Genomic DNA, 18,735 nt, shown 5'->3' with positions numbered 1-18,735 from the left:
CTAGTTGGAGGGTTGTCGCCGGTCGCATGCCGAAGGCATGGCACTGCGGTCCGGGCGGGCCGTTCCAACCGGGGTCGGGCGAAAGCGCAAAAGCGTCGCGCCGGAAGCGATGGCCGAAATTTCACAAGTGAGGGCCGCGCCGTGGAGCGGAGCGACGGGCATGTTCCAGCCCGCGCGGTCCCCTCTGCCCATGACAAACTCGGCCACGTCGGGCCACAGCGGATTGGCTGCCGACATCTTTTGCCAGACGCGGATCGCGTCATTGATGGTAATCTCTGCAAAGCTTTTGTCGGGGTCTTGCTTCCATTGGTCGCGATAGGCGGCGTTGCAAAAGGTCAGCACGCCGGAGGCGGAGAAGACAGCGAACCCATCTTCCAGCTTGTCCAGCAGGCTTTGGCTTTGCTCAAGCTCAGCGCGGAAATTGCGGGTCAGGGTGACTTCGGCGGTGATGTCTTCGATCAAGAATGCGGTTGCCCCATCGGGGTGGGGCCGGCCACGGATGCTGTAGGTTTGACCGTTCTCAAGCGACCATGTCTCTTGATAGCGCCCATCGGTTGCAGCGGCGATCACCTCGGCAATCTCCTGACGCCAATTCTTGTAGTTTTTTGGTTCCGGCATGCGGCGGCTTTCGCGCAGCTGATCGAAAAAGGACACCATCGTCGGTCGGGCGCTGAGAAAGGGGGCTGGCAGGGCGGTCAGGTCAACCAGGGCAGGGTTGAACAGGGCCAACTGCCCATTGCGGTCAAAAATCGCCAGCCCGATGGACAGATGCGCAAAGGTCTTGGCAAGGGTTTGAACGAAGTTGCGCTGCGCCTCTTCAGCGGCGACCACGGCGTTGATGCAGGTGGCGTGGTAGACCTGCACATTGTCCTTTGTCGTGGTGGTCAGGGCGTACCAATCGGGTTTGCCCCCTTCGCCGCAGCGCAGGCATACGCGGTTAGGATGTTCGGGCGAAGGCGTGCTGAACAAAGCGGCCCCGCCGCATTCAGGATCGGTTGGTGCCTTGCGTTTCAGGGCCCCGTAGGCCCGGTTGTGCCAGATGATGCGGCCTGCGGCATTGGTCTGCCATGCAGGGTTGGGGCTGGTTTCGCTGGCCCGGCGCAGCGCGGCTAGTTTTTGGAACGTCTCTTGCGTGATCTCTTCGACCGCGCGGGTCTGGGGCAGGTGCAGCCAACAAAGCGCGTCCCGCCATGTGATGCGAAGTTCCGACGGGCTGTCGCCGTCCTCTGCCACGAGGGTCAGTTTGCCAGTGGCCCCGTGCCGGGCCGTGCGGGGGAATTCAGGAAACCGCGACAGCAGCGCTTCGCGGATGTCCTCCCATTGGTGGTGGCCGGGGGCGAGGGCAAAGCGGGTCAGCGCGCTGTCGGAGCCGTGGATCAACTCGCCGTCTTCGAAAAGCAGGCTCATATCGTCGATGCCGGGCGGTGCCGCAACGGGGCGGCCCGCGTTTGTGCTAAGCCACCAAAGGGCGGCCAGAGCGGTAATGAAAGTGGCGGCAAGCACGATGATAACGTCTGGCAATGCCATGACGGATAACCCTTTCGGCAAATGCGACGCCCTATCTTGAGAGCCAAAGGTTAACGGCGGGTTAACAAAAGCGCAGTTCCCCCTGTCAAGCCGTGAGGCGCTGGTTCTCGCCCATCACGGCATCATCGGGGCCAAGGTCCAGCAGGCGGCGCGGCCAGACGACTTCGACAACCGCGCCGCTGCCCGCGGGCGGCAACCCGCGCAGCCAACCGCTGTCTGACCCATTGGCAAACCGCAGCCGCGCGCCGGACCGTTCGAGGAAGGTCTTGGCGATGAAAAGCCCCAGCCCCATGCCCTCATATTCAGGGCGCGCCGTCTCGCTTGCCGTGCCGCTACGGCGGCGCAGGAAGGGGTCGCCGATCCGTCCCAGATGCTGCGGCGGAAAGCCCGGCCCGTTGTCGATGATCCGCACCGAGATATCCTCGGCAGACCATTCGGTTTCGATCCAAACCGTTGTTTCGGCGAAATCCACTGCGTTCTGCACCAGATTGCGCAACCCGTGAATGATCTCGGGTTTGCGCGGGATCGTCGGGGGGCGCGCGTGATCTCGGGCCATCGGGTTGTCAGAGAACATCACCGTCTTGCCGCGCTCCAGATGTGGCTCGGCGGCCTCTTTCACCACGGCGGTGAGTTGGGCACGTTGCATATGCAGATCGTCTTTCCCAATGCGGCCCATATCGCGCAGGATATCGCGGCACCGGTCAGCCTGATCGCGGATTAACGCGGCGTCTTCGGCCAGATCGGGCCGGTCTTCGAGGTCACCCAGCAGTTCGGTGCTGGCCAGTTTGATGGTGGCTAGGGGCGTTCCCAATTCATGGGCGGCAGCGGCGACAACACCGCTAAGGTCCGACAGTTTCTGTTCCCGCGCCAGCACCATCTGCGTGGCCGAGAGCGCATCGGCCATGGAGTGGACCTCAGTCGTGACGCGCCGCGAATAGGCGCTGGTGAAAACGATGGCGATCAGCAGCGCCGCCCAATGGCCAAAGACAAAAATGCCGGGCTGGCGCAGCACATCGCCCGATTGCGTCACCAACGGCAGATGCCACAGTGCCAGCACTGAGGCCGCAATAATCGCCGTGCCGCCGAGAACCAGTGTCGAGCGCAGGCTGAGCGCGGTGGCCGAGATCGTGACCGGCGCCAGCAGCAGCAGCGCAAAGGGATTGTGCAGCCCTCCGGTCAGCCCCAGCAGGGCGGTCAGTTGCAGCAGGTCAAACAGAACCATGGCAAGGTTCTCGCGCTCGGACAGGCGTTTGTTCTGGGGAAAGACAAAGGCGGTGACGAGGTTGCCGACCACAGAGGCGCCGATGGTCAGATAGCACAGACCAAAGGCCAGTTGCAGCCCAAGCGTCCATTGCGCCACGGTAACGGCGGTCAACTGTCCGGCGATGGCGAACCAGCGCAGCAGGATCATCGTGCGCAGGCGGATCCAACTGGCGCGGGTGCGTCCGTCGAGGGGCCGAATATTTGCCTGCGTCATCTTAGCCCCATCACTTTATTGCGTCTTGCATCACCTGCGATCTAGCGTAGGTCTGCGGCGAAACACGATCAAGAGCGGCTATCGGCGCGGAGGACTGACATGAAACAGGTGATTGCATTCGGTGCAGTTGGGGTGGCAGCGGTATTTCTGGCAGGCACGGCCTTTATGGTGCTGCGCGGCGAAGACGATGCCTATGCCTCCTGCCGGTCGAGCCAAGTGGCGGGCGGCGATATCGGCGGGCCGTTTGAATTGGTCAACGGTGCCGGCGAAACCGTAACCGATGCGGACGTGATTACCGAGCCCGCCTTGCTCTATTTCGGCTATACCTCTTGCCCCGATGTCTGCCCGCTGGACGTGGACCGCAACGCCGCAGCGACCGAGATTCTAGAAGAGCGCGGTCAGAGCATCACGCCGGTTTTCATCACCGTCGACCCGGCACGCGACACGCCCGAAGTGGTCGGTGACTTTGCCGAGGTAATGCACCCGCGTATGGTCGGGCTGACCGGCTCGCCCGAGCAGGTCAAAGCCGCTAGCCAAGCTTACCGCACCTACTACAAGGCTCACCCGGCAGATGAGAATGGTGAATACCTCGTCGATCACTCGACCTTCAGCTATCTGGTCATGCCCGAAGAAGGCGTCGTGGACTTTTTCCGCCGGGAGGTGCGCCCCGAGCAGATGGCCGAAAGCATCGGTTGCTTCCTCGATCAAAGCTGAAATTGACCCGCCGCGATAGCCGCCCCATATTAGCCTTTGAGAGGGGATGTTGATGCAGGATATTGCTGACTTAGGCCCAGACCGTAGTTTGCTACTGGTCGATGACGATGAGCCTTTTCTGCGCCGCTTGGCCAAGGCGATGGAGAAACGCGGCTTTGAGGTGGAAACCGCAGGGTCCGTCGCGGCGGGCAAAGCCATCGCCACCGCCCGTCCCCCGGCCTTTGCCGTGGTCGATCTGCGGCTTCAGGATGGCAACGGGCTCGACGTGGTCGAAGTGCTGCGGGACAAACGCGCCGATGCGCGGGTTGTTGTTTTGACGGGCTATGGTGCGATTGCCACGGCGGTTGCCGCGGTAAAATCAGGGGCCACGGATTACCTCTCAAAACCGGCTGACGCGAATGACATCGTGAATGCGCTTTTGGCCACCGGAGGGGACCTGCCCGAACCGCCGGAAAACCCGATGAGCGCGGATCGCGTACGTTGGGAGCATATCCAGCGGGTCTATGAACTCTGTGACCGCAACGTCTCGGAAACGGCCCGGCGGCTGAACATGCACCGGCGGACCTTACAGCGTATCTTGGCAAAACGCTCGCCGCGCTAAAGCTCGAACCGTTTCCATATTTTATCGACGCGGGTGCCGTCGGCCAATGTGCAATCGGGCAGCCGTCTGAAATCCTCGAACCCGCGGCTTTGGTAATAGGCCAACCCGCCTAGATTGTCGGCGCGGATGATCGCGTGGATATGGGCATAGCCCAATTCCCGTGCCGCCTGTTTGGTCCGATCGAACAGGGCCGAGCCGATGCCGAACCCCGTCTCTCCCAACCGCACGAAAGTCGCGACATCCACACCGCCTTCGGGCAGGTCAGGGTGGGGTTCGATGTACTGAAAGCCTTTGATCTCACCGCGCCCGTCTTCCGCCAGATGCCACGCGCTGTCGGGGGCGGCCATCCAGCCCTGCAACTCACGCGCGGTGACGGGGCTGACCATTGCGGTGGTGCCGCCCTTGGCGATGATCGCGTTCAGTAGGTCGGCCAAAGCGCGGGTATCAAGCGCCCCGGCACGGCGGATGTGGATCACGCCATTTCGCGCAGCAGCGCCTCATGGCGTTCGGTGAACTCGGCCCGCACCTCGACCGGCGGGCGCAGCAGAATGCTAAGCCCCTCCATCAGCGCCGCATCGGGGCGGCCAAAGAAACGGGTCGCCTCGGTCTCGGAAAAGCCTGCGATCTGGCTGGCCTCCATCCATGCGCTGACACGATCCGCCTTTTTGATCTGCTGCTTGACGCGCACCGGCAAGCTGGCGGGGAGGCCAAATCGGACATGCACGGCGGTGGTCAACCGCTCATCCAAGGCGCGATAATCTGGCCCAACGGCAGCCTTCACGGGCGAGATCATGTCCCCGATCACATATTCTGGCGCATCATGCAGCAGAGCGGCCAAGCGCCATTTCGCAGGCGCACGGGGGGCAATCCGGGCAAAGATCGTTTCCACCAACAGCGAATGTTCGGCCACCGAATAGGCATAGTCGCCCCGCGTCTGACCGTTCCACCGCGCGACAAAGGCCAACCCATGGGCGATGTCTTCGATCTCGACATCCACCGGAGTGGGGTCGAGCAGATCAAGCCGTCGACCTGACAGCATCCTTTGCCATGCCCGTGGTTTCTGCGCCATCCGCCGGAGTCCTTACCTCGTGATCCTTGGGAACAAATCCCTGTCAAACCTGTTCATCCCACGAAGGAGATAATCATGAAACCCGTTTTTTCCGGTACGATACTTGCAGTTACCTTGGCCACCCTCTCCGGTGCCGCGCAGGCAGAAGAAGTCTGCATGCCCGCCAAGGAAATGAAGTCGGCTCTGATCGATTGGTACGGCGAAGAGCCTGTGCCGGGTCAGCGGGCCGACAACAGCCAACTCTGGGCGTCGGATCAATCGGGCACATGGACCTTGGTCAAGACATTGGCCGACGGCAATGCCTGTGTGCTGGCCCAAGGCGATGACTGGATGGCGGGTCTCTCGGGCGATAAGCAACTGGCCGCTCTTCAACGTTGACCCTGCGGGGGTCATTCCCCATTCACATTGAGAATTCGCGGCGAAGGTGCTAACCGCCCTGCAACACTTCAAACAGGAGCGCCGCATGGCCCACGACTATATTGTTAAGGATATCAATCTGGCGGCCTACGGGCGCAAAGAGCTGGACATCGCCGAAACCGAAATGCCGGGCCTGATGGCGCTGCGCGACGAATACGGTGAGAGCAAGCCGCTGAAAGGCTCGCGGATCGTCGGCTCTTTGCACATGACCATCCAGACTGCCGTTCTGATTGAGACTCTCGTCGCACTTGGCGCGGATGTGCGTTGGGCATCCTGCAACATCTTCTCCACCCAAGACCACGCCGCGGCGGCGATCGCCGAAGCGGGCGTTCCGGTCTTCGCCATCAAAGGCCAGTCGCTGGTTGAGCATTGGGATTACCTCGACAAATCCTTCATGTTCCCCGACGGCCCGAACCTGATCCTTGACGATGGCGGCGATGCGACACTCTATATCCTGCTTGGTGCACGGGTTGAGAATGGCGAAGATGAGCTGATCTCCGTTCCCAAGTCCGAGGAAGAAGAAGCGATCTTTGCCCAGATCAAGAAACGTATGGCGGAAAGCCCCGGCTGGTTCACCAAGATGCGCGACCAGATCAAAGGCGTGTCCGAAGAGACCACCACCGGCGTGCACCGTCTCTATGATCTGGTGAAACAGGGCCAACTGCCCTTCCCCGCGATCAATGTGAACGACTCTGTTACCAAGTCGAAGTTCGATAACAAATACGGTTGTAAAGAAAGCCTCGTCGACGGTATCCGCCGCGCCACCGACACGATGATGGCTGGTAAGGTCGCTGTTGTGATGGGCTATGGCGATGTGGGCAAAGGCTCTGCCGCAAGCTTGCGCGGTGCTGGTGCGCGGGTGAAGGTGACCGAGGTCGATCCAATTTGCGCGCTGCAAGCCGCGATGGACGGTTTTGAAGTCGTGCTGCTGGAAGATGTCGTAGCCACCGCCGATATCTTCATCACCACCACCGGCAACAAAGACGTGATCCGCATCGAGCATATGCGCGAGATGAAGGACATGGCGATTGTTGGCAACATCGGCCACTTCGACAATGAAATCCAAGTCGCCGCGCTGAAGAACCACAAGTGGACCAACATCAAAGAACAGGTGGACATGATCGAGATGCCGAACGGCAATCGTCTGATCCTTCTTTCTGAGGGCCGTCTGCTGAACCTCGGCAATGCCACCGGGCACCCGTCCTTCGTGATGTCCGCCTCCTTTACCAACCAAGTGTTGGCGCAGATCGAACTGTGGGAGAACACCGACAAATACGGCAACGATGTTTATATCCTGCCCAAGCATCTGGACGAGAAAGTCGCCCGTCTGCATCTGGATCGGATCGGCGTGAAGCTTTCGAAGCTGAACCCCGAACAGGCCGCCTATATCGGTGTGACGCCTGAAGGCCCGTTCAAGCCCGAGCATTACCGCTACTAAATCGCAAAGAGTTCCCTCTTTGGAGAAGTTTCAACGCCGTCCCGCAGACCGTCGGGGCGGCGTTTTTGTATTAAAGTTCTGAAACTTCTCAGGAAATGCAGCCCATCGGCGGATTCAAGCACATATCTGCCGGTAGCAAATGGCGGGCGGAACATAGTCACCCGGGCGGTGTTTCTTCCCCAGACCACTGAAAAGGAGTATCGAAAATGAAACGTACATTCCTGAAATCCACCGTCGCCGCCCTTGCACTGACTGCGGGCACCGCATTCGCTCAGACTGCCGACACCGAAGCCGGTGCAGCAGCAGAGGCCGAGGCCACAATCTCGGGTGAGAGCGTAAGCAACACCGCCAATGATTTGACCGCCACTGTTGAGAAACAGGCCGAGCAAACCGCTGAGATGTCGCGTGAGAATTCCGACGACTACGAGGGAACCAACGACCCCAACAAAACCGACGAAATTCTGACCGCCCCGACAGAGAGCGCGGAAATCGAAGGTGATACCGAAGTCGACAACGAAGCGGAGCTGACCGCCGAAACCGATGGCGTGACCCCGTCGACGGACGCCGAAGCCGATCTGGCCGGGAACGCAGATTCAGAGTCGAACTCGACCCTGAGCACCGACACCAGCGGTACTGTCGCAACAGAGACAGACACCGATCTGGCAGCCGATGAAGACGCCGATATCGACAGCGAAATGACTGCCGAAATCGAAGGCGAAGCTGAGACCGATCTGGAAGAGAATGTCGCTTCGGACACCGATGCGACCACGGAAACAGACGTCACACGCACCGACACCGGCATGAGCAATGCCTTCTCCGGTATGGTTGTGGGTGATCTGATCGGTCTGACCGTCGTCGAAGCGGATGGCGACACCATCGGTGACATCGACTATGTGATCAAAACTGACGCTGGCTATGCCGCTGTCGTTGGTGTGGGTGGCTTCCTTGGCCTTGGCGAACACACCGTCGCCGTGCCGCTTGAGGAAATCTCCATGGCCGCCGAAAACGACCTGAAGCTGAGCTCTTGGACCAAAGCCGAGCTGGAAGCCCAGCCAGAAGTTGATGAAGATACAATCGAAGGTCTCGAAGACGACGTCCGTCTTGACGACGCTTCCTAAGCGAGCCGCGATATCGAACTCAGAGGCGCCCTAGCGGGCGCCTCTTTGCGTATGGGGGCGTGGTCGACGGGGGCTGTCTGCGGGGGTTGCGAAATAAATCTTTTGCAAAACAGGGTTATGGCTTTAGGCTCCGGTTTCAGGAACCCCCGAAGCCGAAGTTACTGTTGGAGAGATTTTATGGGCAAGCGTGACGAATGGATCGCGAAATACGCCGAGGACCTGAAGAATAAATGCGGCATGGACCCGGATATGGACCTTTTGACCAAGGTGACCATCGGTTGCGGTCCGTCGATCTACAACGCTGACGCGCAAACGGTGTCTGCCGGTGATACGGCTGAATTGAACACCGTAAAGGATAACTTCCTCATCAAGAAACTCGGCCTGCCGGATGATGAGCACCTCATGGGTGGCATCCAGAAAGTGATTGAAACCTATGGCCGGTCAGAGCGGAACAAGTACCGCGCTGTGGTCTATTACATGCTGGTCAAACATTTCGGCAAAGAGTCTGTCTACGGCTAATTGCCGGAAAGACTTACCAAAACCTTACCTCGGACGCGCGCTTGGTTAAGCGCGCGTTTCGTTTTTGATGGGGCTTTGACACAGTAGAAAGTTGAGAAATTCAATGACTTCTGCTATCACTCTTATATCGGCTTCATACGCTGATAAGAGTTTAAAGAACATGTGTGGTGGTTTTGGGAGCACATGGGGTGAGAAGGGTTCTGGCGGGGTGCCGGAACCCTTTTTCGTTTCCCAATCGTTAATTTTTGGCCGGTCTCAGGGCCCGACCCTAGGGCGCAGTCTTACCCAAAGCGCAGATAAGGTCCCATTCAGCTTCGGTCACAGGTTGCACCGATAGGCGGGAGTTTTTCACCAGCACCATATCTTCCAGCCGTGGGTCGGCCTTGATCGTATCCAGTGTCACAGGCAGTCTGAACGACCGCACCGCTTTGATATCCACACATTCCCAACGCGGGTCATCGGTGCTGCTGTCGGGATGCGCTTCGGCGCAGACTTCGACGATACCGACAACCTCGCGGTCTTTCTGAGAGTGGTAGAAGAACCCCAGATCGCCAACCTTCATCTCGCGCATGAAGTTGCGCGCTTGATAGTTGCGCACGCCGTCCCATTCCTCGCCCGCGTCACCTTTGGCCTTTTGGTCGGCCCAGCTCCATGTTGCGGGTTCGGATTTGAACAACCAATAGGCCATTAGCCGATCACCCGGTTCCAATGGGTCAGGGTCACGCTTTGGAACAGACCAGCCTTGGCATAGGGGTCATTCGCGGCCCAATCCTCGGCTGCGGCCATATCTGGCACATCCAGAATGATGAGCGAGCCGATCATGCCGCCTTCGGCATTCAGCAGCGGGCCAGCTTGGGCCACGGCATCGCTGGATTTGAGATAGGCCAAATGGTCGGGCCGGTTTTCCTGACGGATCGGCAGTCCATCGGCTTTGTCATGGGCGATCAGGGCAATAAACATATTATTCTTCCTTTAGGGGGCGGGTCAGTAGTGATTTCATGGCGCCCGCCACATCTAACTGGTTGTCGAGCAATCCGGCAACCGCGCGGGTGATCGGCATGTCGAGTGCGGCTTTGCGCGCCAATGCATCAACGGCGCGGGCGGTGGCGGCACCTTCGACGGTGGTGGTCGGGTCGAACGGCGTGCCTCGGCCCAGCGATTGCCCCAACCGGTAGTTGCGCGATTGCTCCGACGTACAGGTCAGCGTCAGATCGCCAAAGCCCGAAAGCCCGGCCAGCGTTGTCGGTTCGGCCTTCAGATGCGAGGCGAGGCGCTGCATTTCGGCATAGCCGCGCGTCATCAGCGCGGCCCGTGCGCTTTCCCCCAGCCCCGCCCCAATCGCGGCCCCGCTCGCGATGGCGACGACGTTCTTCAGCGCCCCGCCCAGTTCCGCGCCGATGGTATCCGTGGTGCGGTAGAGCCGCAGGTTCGCCGTGGTCAGTTCCGCTTGAAGGTATTTGCCCGCCACCGCATCGGCGCAGGCCAAAGTCAGCGCGGTGGGCAGCCCCCGCGCAATATCGGCGGCAAAGCTCGGCCCGGTTAAGATCGCAGCCGTGGCATCGGGGATGGTCTGGGAGATCACGCTCACCGGCCCGACGCCGCTGCTCAGTTCGATGCCCTTGCAGCAAGCAACCAAATGTTTCCCGTGAAGCGCATCCTTGTGCTCTTCCAAAACGCTGCGCAATTTCTGCATCGGCACGGCCAGTAGTAGGATCTCGGCCTCGCTCGCTTCCTCGAGGCTATCCGTCACCGCGAGCGTTTCGGGAAAAGGGCACCCCGGCAGGCGTTTGGTATTCTCACGGCGCTTGGCCATATCCCCCGCATCGCGCGCCCAAAGCGTCACCGGCCCTTTACCCGCGAGCGAGATTGCCAGCGCCGTGCCGAATGCCCCTGCACCAAGAACGGAAACGCTCATGCCTTAGCCCCCTTTTTGCCACTGCCCAGCATCGAAGGTCGCGCGGTATCCAGCGGCCAGCGGGGACGTGCCGAGAGTGTCAGATCATCGGCCTCGCGCAGGGCGGCCTGCTCTCCTGCGGCGAAGGCGATCATCGCGGCGTTGTCGGTGCAAAGCGCCAGTGGTGGGGCGACGAAGCGCGCCTGCTGTTCCTCTGCAACAGTCTCTAACGCGGCACGGATGGACTTGTTTGCCGCCACCCCGCCTGCCACACAAAGGCCCCGCGCACCCTCTGCTGGATACTCCGCAAAGGCGCGGCGGGTCTTATGGGCAAGCACATCGACCACGGCTGCCTGAAACCCTGCCGCCAGATCCGCTTGATCCTGCCGCGTCAGCCCGCCATGGGCTTCCACGCATTTGTCGCGGGCGCGCAGAACGGCGGTTTTCAGGCCCGAAAAAGACATGTCGCAGCCGTCACGATCCAACAGCGGGCGCGGCAGGGCGAAGCGGTTGGGCTCGCCCTCTTGCGCGCATTTTTCAATCGAAGGCCCCCCGGGCTGCGGCAGACCCAACAGCCGCGCAACCTTGTCAAAGGCTTCGCCCGGCGCGTCATCAATGGTGCCGCCAAGACGGTCAAAACTCTCCGGCCCCCGCACCAGCAGGAACTGGCAATGTCCGCCCGACACCAGCAACATCAGATAGGGATAGGGCACATCATCGGTCAGCCGCGGCGTCAGCGCGTGGCCCGCCAGATGGTTCACCCCATAAAGCGGTTTGCCCGTCGCCGCCGAAAGCCCCTTGGCACACATCACGCCTGAGACAACCCCGCCGATCAGCCCCGGCCCCGCAGTGACGGCGATGGCATCGATCTGCGGTAGACCGATCCCAGCCTCGGCCAAGGCCTCTTCGACACAGTGATCCAGCTTTTCCGCATGGGCGCGGGCGGCAATCTCGGGCACGACGCCGCCGAAATCGGCGTGCAACTCGGTTTGCCCCGCCACGACCGAGGCCAGCACCGTGCCGCGCCCATCTTCGCCCATACGCACCACGGCGGCGGCGGTATCGTCGCAACTGCTTTCCAAACCAAGGATCAAGCGGGTCTGAGGCTGGGTAGAGGGCATTGGGGCTTTCCGTTGCAAGGCACCTGTACCGCAGGTAACACCGCTATCACGCGCAAACAATGCCGGAGCCTTGTGATGCCACAGCCAAGATTGCTTCTGACACGTCCACATCCCGGTGCCGCGCAGTTTCTGGATCGGCTCTCGCCCGCGCTGCGCGAAGGGGCGGTGATTTCCCCCCTGATCGAGATTGCCCCGACCGGTGTAGAGGTCGATCTTGCGACCTTCGCTGGGGTGATCTTTACCTCGGCCAATGGTGTGGCCCATGCGCCAAAGGGGGACGGACGGCCTGCCTTTTGTGTCGGCCCGCAGACCACGGCGGCGGCAGCGAAAGCGGGCTGGCAGGCGCAGATGGCCGGGCCGGATGCCCAAGCGCTGATCGCGACCCTCTTAGGCCAGCCGCAGGTTGGCCCGCTCTTGCACCTTGCCGGACGCCATCGGCGGGCGGATGTTGCCGCAATTTTAGGCGCTTCGGGTCTGACCGTTGATGTCGCGACGGTCTATGAACAGAACCTTTTGCCGCTCTCCGCCGCGGCGCAAACCCTTCTAAACGGGCCAAATCCTGTCATCGTGCCGCTCTTTTCCCCCCGCAGCGCGGAGCATTTCGCCCGCGAGGCCAGTTGTACAGAGCGGGTCATCGCCCTGTCGATCAGCCCCGCCGCCGCGCAGGCGCTTGAAGCTCTGCCGCTCTATGCGCATGATGTCGCTGCGGAACCCACTGGCGAAGCCATGGCGGAGGCCGTTGAAAAACTTTTCCGCTGCACCACCTTGCCTTGAGGGGCATAGGTATGCCGGGTAAGCTCGCCACTGCGAGCGGATGATAGGTTCAGAATCGAAAGGCGTACGGCGTGGCAAAACCCAAAAAGACGGTCAGCAAAAGCGAAGCGGACAAGACCACGGCCGAACAGACGCCCCCTCAGGCGGATAAGGCAGTAACGGCGAAGAAAGCTGACGCGCCGAAACCATCCGAAACCGATGCCAAGAGTACGGACCCGGTGAAACCCGACGTGCCAAAGACCGAAGATGTCAAACCGGACGCAGCGAAAGCCGAGCCCGGGAAAACCGATTTGGCCAAAACCGAGCCGGGCAAAACAACCAGCACTCCGCCCGTGACGGACACTGCGCCCGCAGCGGAGAAAGCAACGGCGAAGCCGACCGCTGCAAGCGACACGGTCAAGCGTGATGACAAGGCACCGGCTCAAGTTGAGAGCGCCTCTACCGCCAAAGATACGACGCCAAAGGGACCCTTGCCTAAGGATGATCCTAAACCAACGTCCAGCGGCGTTGCGCCTAAGGATAAATCGGTTTCCCAAGACAAACCAGCGGCCGATCCTGCGCCTTCACGCGCGTCGGCAGCCGCGTCTAAGCCGGGTGACAGCACGTCGAAACCCGCGCCGACCAAGACCGAAAAGCCGAGCGCTACGACCCCCAAGCCAACCCCGACACCGACCCCCGCGCCCGCTCCGAAAGAGCGCAAGCGGAGCGTGTTTTTCCCCATGCTGCTCGGTGGGGCCATTGCTGCCGGACTGGGTTTTGCCGCATCGGAATACGACGTTCTTGGCACCCGCGCGCAGGGGGCTGCGGAATTGCAAAGCGCGATCGAAGCGCAGCAGGCCCGGATCGCAGAGTTGGAAGCCCGCGCTGATGAGCCTGCGGCCCTGCCGGAAAGCCTGCCGCAGGTCGATGCGCTCAGCGCAGAGTTGACCGCCGCACGCGAAGAAGTCTCGGCGCTTCAAAGTCAATTGGCCGAGATCGACAGCCGCCTCACCACGGTTGAGAAACAGCCCGTAAGCGGTGGCGAAAACGAGATTGCAGTCGCGGCCTTTGAACGTGAAATGGAAGCCCTGCGCGCCTCTGTCGCTGAGCAGCGCCGCGAAATCGAAAGCCTGCTGGATAACGCCCAAACCGCCGAAGAGGCGACCGCCGCCGCCGCAGAAGCCGCCCGCGCCCAGACCGGCCTGACCCAGATGAACGCCGCGATCAGCGCCGGACGCCCCTTTGAGGCCGCGCTGGCCGAATTGCAGGAAGCCGGGGTCGATGACATTCCCCAAGCGCTGACTGAGACCGCCGCGGGTGGTGTGGTCACCCTCGCCAATCTGCAGGCCCGTTATCCCGATGCCGCGCGGCAGGCCCTGGCCACCGCCCGTGCCGCCGTGCCGGAAGAAGGCGAAGGCGGCTTTGGCAGCTTCCTGAAACGCCAGCTTGGTGCCCGCTCGGTCGCGCCCCGCGAAGGGACGGACCCCGATGCTGTCCTGTCCCGCGCCGAAGCAGCGGTGCGCGATGGCCGTTTGACCGATGCACTGGCCGAGATCGAAACGCTGCCCGCCCCTGCGCAGGACGCGATGACGGAATGGCTTGCCGATGCCCGCGCGCGTCAGGCGGCTGAAACCGCCGCCAATGAACTCTCCCAACGCCTGACGGCCAACTGAGGAACGAAAAATGCTCTGGTCTCTTATTAAAATCGTTCTTTTCGTCGTGCTCGTCGCCGCTTTGGCATGGGGTGCGGGCTTCTTGCTGGAAAGCGAGGGCGGCATTCAACTGACCGTGGCGGGCACCGAATATACCCTCGGGCCGCTGCAATCGGTGATCGCCGTTTTGCTTTTGATGTTCGCGGTCTGGGTGCTGCTCAAGATTGTGGCGCTGCTGTCAGCGGTTTGGCATTTCCTGAATGGGGATGAGACCGCCCTGTCGCGCTACTTTGACCGCAACCGTGAGCGGAAGGGCTATGAGGCGCTGTCTGATGGGCTGATGGCGCTGGCCAGCGGTGAAGGACAGGTTGCTATGGCCAAGGCCGCCAAGGCGGACCGCTATCTTAAACGCCCGGCGCTGACCAATCTGCTGACAGCGCAGGCCGCAGAGCTTGCAGGCGACCGCCGCAAAGCCGAGCGGACCTATCGCAAGCTGGTCGAAGACGAAAAGACCCGTTTTGTCGGCGTGCGTGGCATCATGAAACAAAAGCTGGCTGACGGGGATACTGAGACAGCGTTGAAACTGGCTGAGAAAGCATTCGCGCTGAAACCCAAGCATGAGGAAACCGGCGATACGCTGCTGAAGTTGCAGGCCGAAAAGCATGACTGGACCGGTGCGCGCGGCACCTTGCAGGCCAAGTACAAAAACGGCCACCTGCCGCGCGATGTGCACAAACGCCGCGACGCGGTTCTGGCGCTGTCGGAAGCCCGCGAAGTCATCGCCGAGGGCAACAGCATTGAGGCGCGCGAGGCCGCGATCGAAGCCAACCGCTTGTCGCCCGATCTGGTGCCCGCTGCCGTGATGGCCGCGCGCAGCTACATCGCGCAGGACAAGCCGCGCTATGCCTCGAAAGTGCTGCAAAAAGCGTGGAGCGTGCACCCGCACCCCGACCTTGCCGCCGCCTTTGCCGAGATCCAGCCCGATGAAACCCCGCAGCAGCGCATCAAACGGTTCCGCGCGCTGACGAAATCACAGCCTGACCATTCCGAAACTAAGATGCTGCTGGCCGAATTGCACATCGCGAACGAAGATTTCCCCGAAGCGCGTCGTGCGCTCGGCAATCTGGTTGAGACCGATCCATCGGCGCGTTCCGTCACGCTGATGGCCGCAATTGAGCGGGGCGAAGGCGCGTCTGATACGGTTGTGAAAGGCTGGCTGACACGCGCGCTGTATGTCTCACGCGGGCCGCAGTGGATTTGCGAGAACTGTCACCACATCCACGCCGAATGGAAGCCGATCTGCGAAAACTGCAAAAGCTTCGATACATTGGAATGGAAGACCCCGCCGCTGTCCGAAGTCGCCATGCCAAGCGGTGTGCAGATGCTGCCGCTGATCGTCGGGGCCCCGGAAACGACACCGCCAGAAGGCGCGCTGACAACCCGGACCGACGATATCGAAGAGGCGGAGTTGGTGACGGACACAGACGAGCCGACCAATCCCGAGGCCCCGAAAAAGGCGCCCGATCCTACAGCTTGATGTCGTAGGTGACCCAGTTGGTTCTCGTGGCCAGCTTGTCATACACCCCACGGCCGCGGTAATTATCCTCGGCCGTGATCCAGCGCACGAGGCTCCAGCCGCGTTTCTGGGCGATCTTTTTCACCTCTCCGATCAGCGCGTCGGCAGCGCCGCTGCCGCGGGCTTGGGGATCTACAAAGAGATCGTCGAGGAAACAGCCCGTCGCCGCCGCCAAGGGGCGGGCGAAATGCCGAAAATGGGTCAGTCCGATCACCCGTCCTTCGGCGTCTTCGCAGACCAGCCCTTCGACCTCTGTCAGCGGATCATGAAGCCAAGACCAGACCCGCGCGCGCATCTCCGGCGTCTGCTCGACTTTATAAAATTCGGCATAGCCTTGATAGAGCCGCTCCCAATCGGCGCGGTCATGGTCTCTCACGGTTCGGATGGTAAGGTCGGACATGGCGGGGCTCCCTTCGCTGGCTGCGCGATCTTTGCCTCAGTTGGTTCAGAAATCCAGCCCAAGGTCCAGCGTTGTCGCAGAATGTGTGAGCGCGCCCATGGAGATATAGTTCACCCCCGTCGCCGCGACCTCGGCAATGCGCGGCAATGTCATGTTACCCGAGGCCTCAAGCACGATGCGGCCCTTGGCCATTTCCACCGCTTCACGAAGCGTCGCCGTGTCCATATTGTCCAGCAGCACAACATCTGCGCCGCCTTCGTCCAAAACCTCTTCAAGCTGCGCCAGCGTGTCGACTTCGATCTCGACGCGGATCATATGCGAGGCGTTGCTTTTCACAGCTTGCAAGACAGGTCGAATGCCACCGGATGCGGCAATGTGATTGTCTTTGATCAGGATCGCATCCGAGAGGGAAAAGCGGTGGTTGAACCCGCCGCCATGCAGCACCGCCTGTTTTTCCACCATCCGCAGCCCCGGCGTGGTCTTGCGGGTGCAGGTGATCCGGGTCTCGGTGCCCTTGGTCTCGGCCACGCAGGCCGCCGTCAGGGTGGCGATGCCCGAAAGCCGCCCGGCAAAGTTCAACGCCACACGTTCTGCTGACAGGATTGCGGCGGCAGAGCCTTCGATCTCCATCAGCGTGTCGCCTTTGGAAATCGTGCTTCCGTCTTCTTTCAGTGTGCGAACCTCAAGCGATGGGTCGACCAGATGAAAGGCCAGCCGTGCGATCTGCATACCGGAAACGACCCCCTCGGCGCGGGCGTGCAGGCGGGCGGAATAGGTTGTGCCCTCGGGGATCACGCTGCGCGTGGTGACATCGCCATAGGTGCCGAGGTCTTCCATTAGCGCGGCGCGGACCAGCGGCTCAAGGATCAGGTCGGGCAGGGCGGTGGTCATGCGGGAAGTTCCTCAGGGTTGGAGCGGAATGCGGTCGCCTCGGCCAGTGTCAGAAAACTGCGCGCGGCTTCGGGGAGCGTGTCGGGATAGTCGGTGCGGCAATGCGCGCCCCTGCTTTCGCGGCGGGCGAGGGCGGCGGCGGCGATCAGCGTCGCGGTGGCGGTCATGTTTTGGAGCTGGGCGCAGTCGGGTTGTGCGGCTTCGATCTGTGCAATCGTAGCGAGGGCGCTTTGCAGCCCCTCCGCATCGCGCAGAACGCCGACATGGGTGGTCATGGTTTGGCGTAACTGGGCGACGAGGGTCTCATCGGGTGTTTCGCCAGCGGGCAGGTCGGGCAGGGCCACCGTGCCGCTATCGCCGGTGCTGCATTCCTCAAGCATGTCCTGCGCCGCGCGGCGGGCAAAGACGAGCGCTTCGAGCAGCCCGTTCGATGCCAGCCGGTTCGCGCCGTGCAGCCCGGTCGAAGACGCCTCTCCACAGACCCAAAGCCCGGCGAGGCTGGAACGCCCATGCGCATCCGTGGCCACGCCGCCCATGTGGTAATGCGCTGCGGCGGCCACAGGGATCGGTTGGATCACAGGGTCGATGCCGTTGCGCGCACAGGCGGCGGCGACGGCGGGATACTCGGCCAGTACCGCAGGGCCCAAGGCCGCGCGGGTGTCGAGCATGGGGCGCTGGCCCGCTTGGGTCTGGGCAAAGATCGCGCGGGCCACGATGTCGCGTGGGGCGAGTTCGGCAAGCGGGTGGACTTCGGTCATGAACCGGGCCCCCTCGCGGTTGATTAAATGCGCCCCGGCACCGCGCAATGCTTCGGTGGCAAGCGGAGCGGGGTCTTCGCCGCAGTCGATGGCGGTGGGGTGGAACTGCACGAATTCCGCATCGGCAATAAGCGCGCCTGCCCGTGCCGCCATCCCGATCACCTGCCCGCGAATGCGAGCCGGGTTGGTCGTCAGCGCATACAGCCCGCCGGACCCGCCGCCCGCCAGCAAGACCCCCACGCCGCGCAGCAGGGCGGGGGCAGAGCCTTCGGGCCGGGCCAATTCGATCTCAACGCCGGTGACTTTGCTGCCGTCGCTGTCCAATCCGCGCGCCAGCACGCCCTCAAGCACTTGGATCGACGGGGTGTTGCGCACCCGCTCGATCAGAGCGCGCATGATCTCCGCCCCGGCCTGATCACCCTGCACCCGCACCACACGCGCGAAACTATGCGCCGCCTCGCGGGACATGACATAACCGCCATCGGGGCTGCGGTCGAAAGCGGTGCCAAAGTCGGTCAGCGCAAGGATGTGGGCGCGCGCCTCTTCCGTCACGGTGGCCGCGACGCGCGCCTCTACCGTGCCGGCACCGGCGGCGATGGTGTCTAGTGCATGCGCCTCGGGGCTGTCGGCCTGCGCCATCGCAGCAGCGACACCCCCCTGCGCCCAAGCAGAACTGGCCCCCGAGCCAAGCGGATCAGGCGAGATCAGCAAAACGGGGCGCGGCGCAAGATAAAGCGCGGCATAAAGCGCGCCGAGGCCCGCCCCGACGATGATGATCCTGCCGGTTGTGATTTCTTGCACCGGCGCGGC

Annotated in this window: 20 protein-coding genes; 9 read left to right on the top strand and 11 right to left on the bottom strand. The window is 61.9% G+C overall.

The window, feature by feature from the left end; genetic code table 11:
- Together O4H31_RS01740 and regB are read right to left on the bottom strand one after the other, a co-directional pair.
- Complete coding sequence (locus tag O4H31_RS01740) at positions 1–1,527, bottom strand: PAS-domain containing protein (protein ID WP_269342176.1); 1,527 nt, start codon at positions 1,525–1,527, stop codon at positions 1–3.
- A gap of 85 nt (positions 1,528–1,612) precedes the next feature.
- Positions 1,613–3,004, bottom strand: coding sequence for a sensor histidine kinase RegB (regB, locus tag O4H31_RS01735; RefSeq protein ID WP_269342174.1), 1,392 nt, complete (start codon positions 3,002–3,004; stop codon positions 1,613–1,615).
- A 99-nt stretch (positions 3,005–3,103) separates the two neighbouring features.
- Between regB and O4H31_RS01730 the strand changes: the two genes are divergently transcribed.
- Both O4H31_RS01730 and O4H31_RS01725 read left to right on the top strand, forming a co-directional pair.
- The gene (locus O4H31_RS01730) at positions 3,104–3,718 is read left to right on the top strand and encodes an SCO family protein (protein WP_269342172.1); all 615 of its coding nucleotides are present in this window, start codon (positions 3,104–3,106) and stop codon (positions 3,716–3,718) included.
- A gap of 46 nt (positions 3,719–3,764) precedes the next feature.
- Positions 3,765–4,319, top strand: coding sequence for an ActR/PrrA/RegA family redox response regulator transcription factor (locus tag O4H31_RS01725; protein WP_269342169.1), 555 nt, complete (start codon positions 3,765–3,767; stop codon positions 4,317–4,319).
- Here O4H31_RS01725 and O4H31_RS01720 read toward each other — a convergent pair.
- On the bottom strand, positions 4,316–4,795 hold the full coding sequence (locus tag O4H31_RS01720; RefSeq protein ID WP_269342167.1) for a GNAT family N-acetyltransferase: 480 nt from the start codon (positions 4,793–4,795) through the stop codon (positions 4,316–4,318). The two genes, O4H31_RS01725 and O4H31_RS01720, sit on opposite strands and share 4 nt — an antisense overlap.
- On the bottom strand, positions 4,792–5,388 hold the full coding sequence (locus tag O4H31_RS01715) for an HD domain-containing protein (RefSeq protein ID WP_269342165.1): 597 nt from the start codon (positions 5,386–5,388) through the stop codon (positions 4,792–4,794). Before O4H31_RS01715 ends, O4H31_RS01720 begins: the two co-directional genes overlap by 4 nt.
- 75 nt (positions 5,389–5,463) lie before the next feature.
- Between O4H31_RS01715 and O4H31_RS01710 the strand changes: the two genes are divergently transcribed.
- The 4 genes from O4H31_RS01710 to O4H31_RS01695 all read left to right on the top strand — a co-directional run bounded on the left by O4H31_RS01710 (position 5,464) and on the right by O4H31_RS01695 (position 8,880).
- Positions 5,464–5,766 (top strand): S-adenosyl-L-homocysteine hydrolase, encoded by a 303-nt coding sequence (locus O4H31_RS01710; protein ID WP_269342163.1) that lies wholly within the window; start codon positions 5,464–5,466, stop codon positions 5,764–5,766.
- Between the two features lie 85 nt (positions 5,767–5,851).
- Positions 5,852–7,243, top strand: coding sequence for an adenosylhomocysteinase (ahcY, locus tag O4H31_RS01705; RefSeq protein ID WP_243261871.1), 1,392 nt, complete (start codon positions 5,852–5,854; stop codon positions 7,241–7,243).
- A gap of 206 nt (positions 7,244–7,449) precedes the next feature.
- Positions 7,450–8,361: a PRC-barrel domain-containing protein gene (locus O4H31_RS01700; protein WP_269342159.1), complete on the top strand. Its 912-nt coding sequence runs from the start codon at positions 7,450–7,452 to the stop codon at positions 8,359–8,361.
- Between the two features lie 177 nt (positions 8,362–8,538).
- Positions 8,539–8,880, top strand: a complete 342-nt coding sequence (locus O4H31_RS01695; protein ID WP_120349823.1) for a DUF2853 family protein — start codon at positions 8,539–8,541, stop codon at positions 8,878–8,880.
- A 268-nt stretch (positions 8,881–9,148) separates the two neighbouring features.
- On the opposite strand, the gene O4H31_RS01690 is transcribed toward O4H31_RS01695, so the two are convergent.
- Genes O4H31_RS01690 through tsaD form a run of 4 tightly spaced genes read right to left on the bottom strand, consistent with a single transcriptional unit; the run spans position 9,149 to position 11,895 of the window.
- Entirely contained in the window at positions 9,149–9,568 is a 420-nt protein-coding gene (locus O4H31_RS01690) for an EVE domain-containing protein (RefSeq protein WP_269342157.1), read from the bottom strand.
- The gene (locus tag O4H31_RS01685; protein ID WP_269342155.1) at positions 9,568–9,840 is read right to left on the bottom strand and encodes a YciI family protein; all 273 of its coding nucleotides are present in this window, start codon (positions 9,838–9,840) and stop codon (positions 9,568–9,570) included. The genes O4H31_RS01690 and O4H31_RS01685 overlap by 1 nt, the downstream gene beginning before the upstream one ends.
- A 1-nt stretch (position 9,841) precedes the next feature.
- Positions 9,842–10,795, bottom strand: coding sequence for an NAD(P)H-dependent glycerol-3-phosphate dehydrogenase (locus tag O4H31_RS01680; protein ID WP_269342153.1), 954 nt, complete (start codon positions 10,793–10,795; stop codon positions 9,842–9,844).
- Complete coding sequence (gene tsaD / locus O4H31_RS01675) at positions 10,792–11,895, bottom strand: tRNA (adenosine(37)-N6)-threonylcarbamoyltransferase complex transferase subunit TsaD (protein ID WP_269342151.1); 1,104 nt, start codon at positions 11,893–11,895, stop codon at positions 10,792–10,794. The genes O4H31_RS01680 and tsaD overlap by 4 nt, the downstream gene beginning before the upstream one ends.
- Before the next feature lie 75 nt (positions 11,896–11,970).
- Here tsaD and O4H31_RS01670 point away from each other — a divergent pair, with 75 nt between their 5' ends.
- From O4H31_RS01670 to O4H31_RS01660, 3 genes are all read left to right on the top strand, one after another.
- Entirely contained in the window at positions 11,971–12,669 is a 699-nt protein-coding gene (locus O4H31_RS01670) for a uroporphyrinogen-III synthase (protein WP_269342149.1), read from the top strand.
- Between the two features lie 71 nt (positions 12,670–12,740).
- A complete protein-coding gene (locus O4H31_RS01665; RefSeq protein WP_269342148.1) occupies positions 12,741–14,321 on the top strand; it encodes a hypothetical protein in 1,581 nt (526 codons plus the stop codon).
- A gap of 10 nt (positions 14,322–14,331) precedes the next feature.
- Positions 14,332–15,837, top strand: a complete 1,506-nt coding sequence (locus O4H31_RS01660; protein WP_269342146.1) for a heme biosynthesis protein HemY — start codon at positions 14,332–14,334, stop codon at positions 15,835–15,837.
- Here the strand turns inward: O4H31_RS01660 and O4H31_RS01655 are convergent.
- The 3 genes from O4H31_RS01655 to O4H31_RS01645 are packed head-to-tail and all read right to left on the bottom strand — an operon-like array spanning position 15,827 to position 18,726.
- Positions 15,827–16,276 (bottom strand): GNAT family N-acetyltransferase, encoded by a 450-nt coding sequence (locus O4H31_RS01655; RefSeq protein ID WP_269342144.1) that lies wholly within the window; start codon positions 16,274–16,276, stop codon positions 15,827–15,829. The genes O4H31_RS01660 and O4H31_RS01655 overlap by 11 nt on opposite strands.
- Before the next feature lie 45 nt (positions 16,277–16,321).
- Complete coding sequence (nadC, locus tag O4H31_RS01650; protein WP_269342142.1) at positions 16,322–17,167, bottom strand: carboxylating nicotinate-nucleotide diphosphorylase; 846 nt, start codon at positions 17,165–17,167, stop codon at positions 16,322–16,324.
- A complete protein-coding gene (locus O4H31_RS01645; protein WP_269342140.1) occupies positions 17,164–18,726 on the bottom strand; it encodes an L-aspartate oxidase in 1,563 nt (520 codons plus the stop codon). The genes nadC and O4H31_RS01645 overlap by 4 nt, the downstream gene beginning before the upstream one ends.
- Between the last annotated feature and the right edge of the window lie 9 nt (positions 18,727–18,735).

Source organism: Sulfitobacter dubius, assembly GCF_027214245.1.
Taxonomy (GTDB): Bacteria; Pseudomonadota; Alphaproteobacteria; order Rhodobacterales; family Rhodobacteraceae; genus Sulfitobacter; species Sulfitobacter dubius_A.
This window is presented reverse-complemented; position numbering and strand designations above follow the sequence as displayed.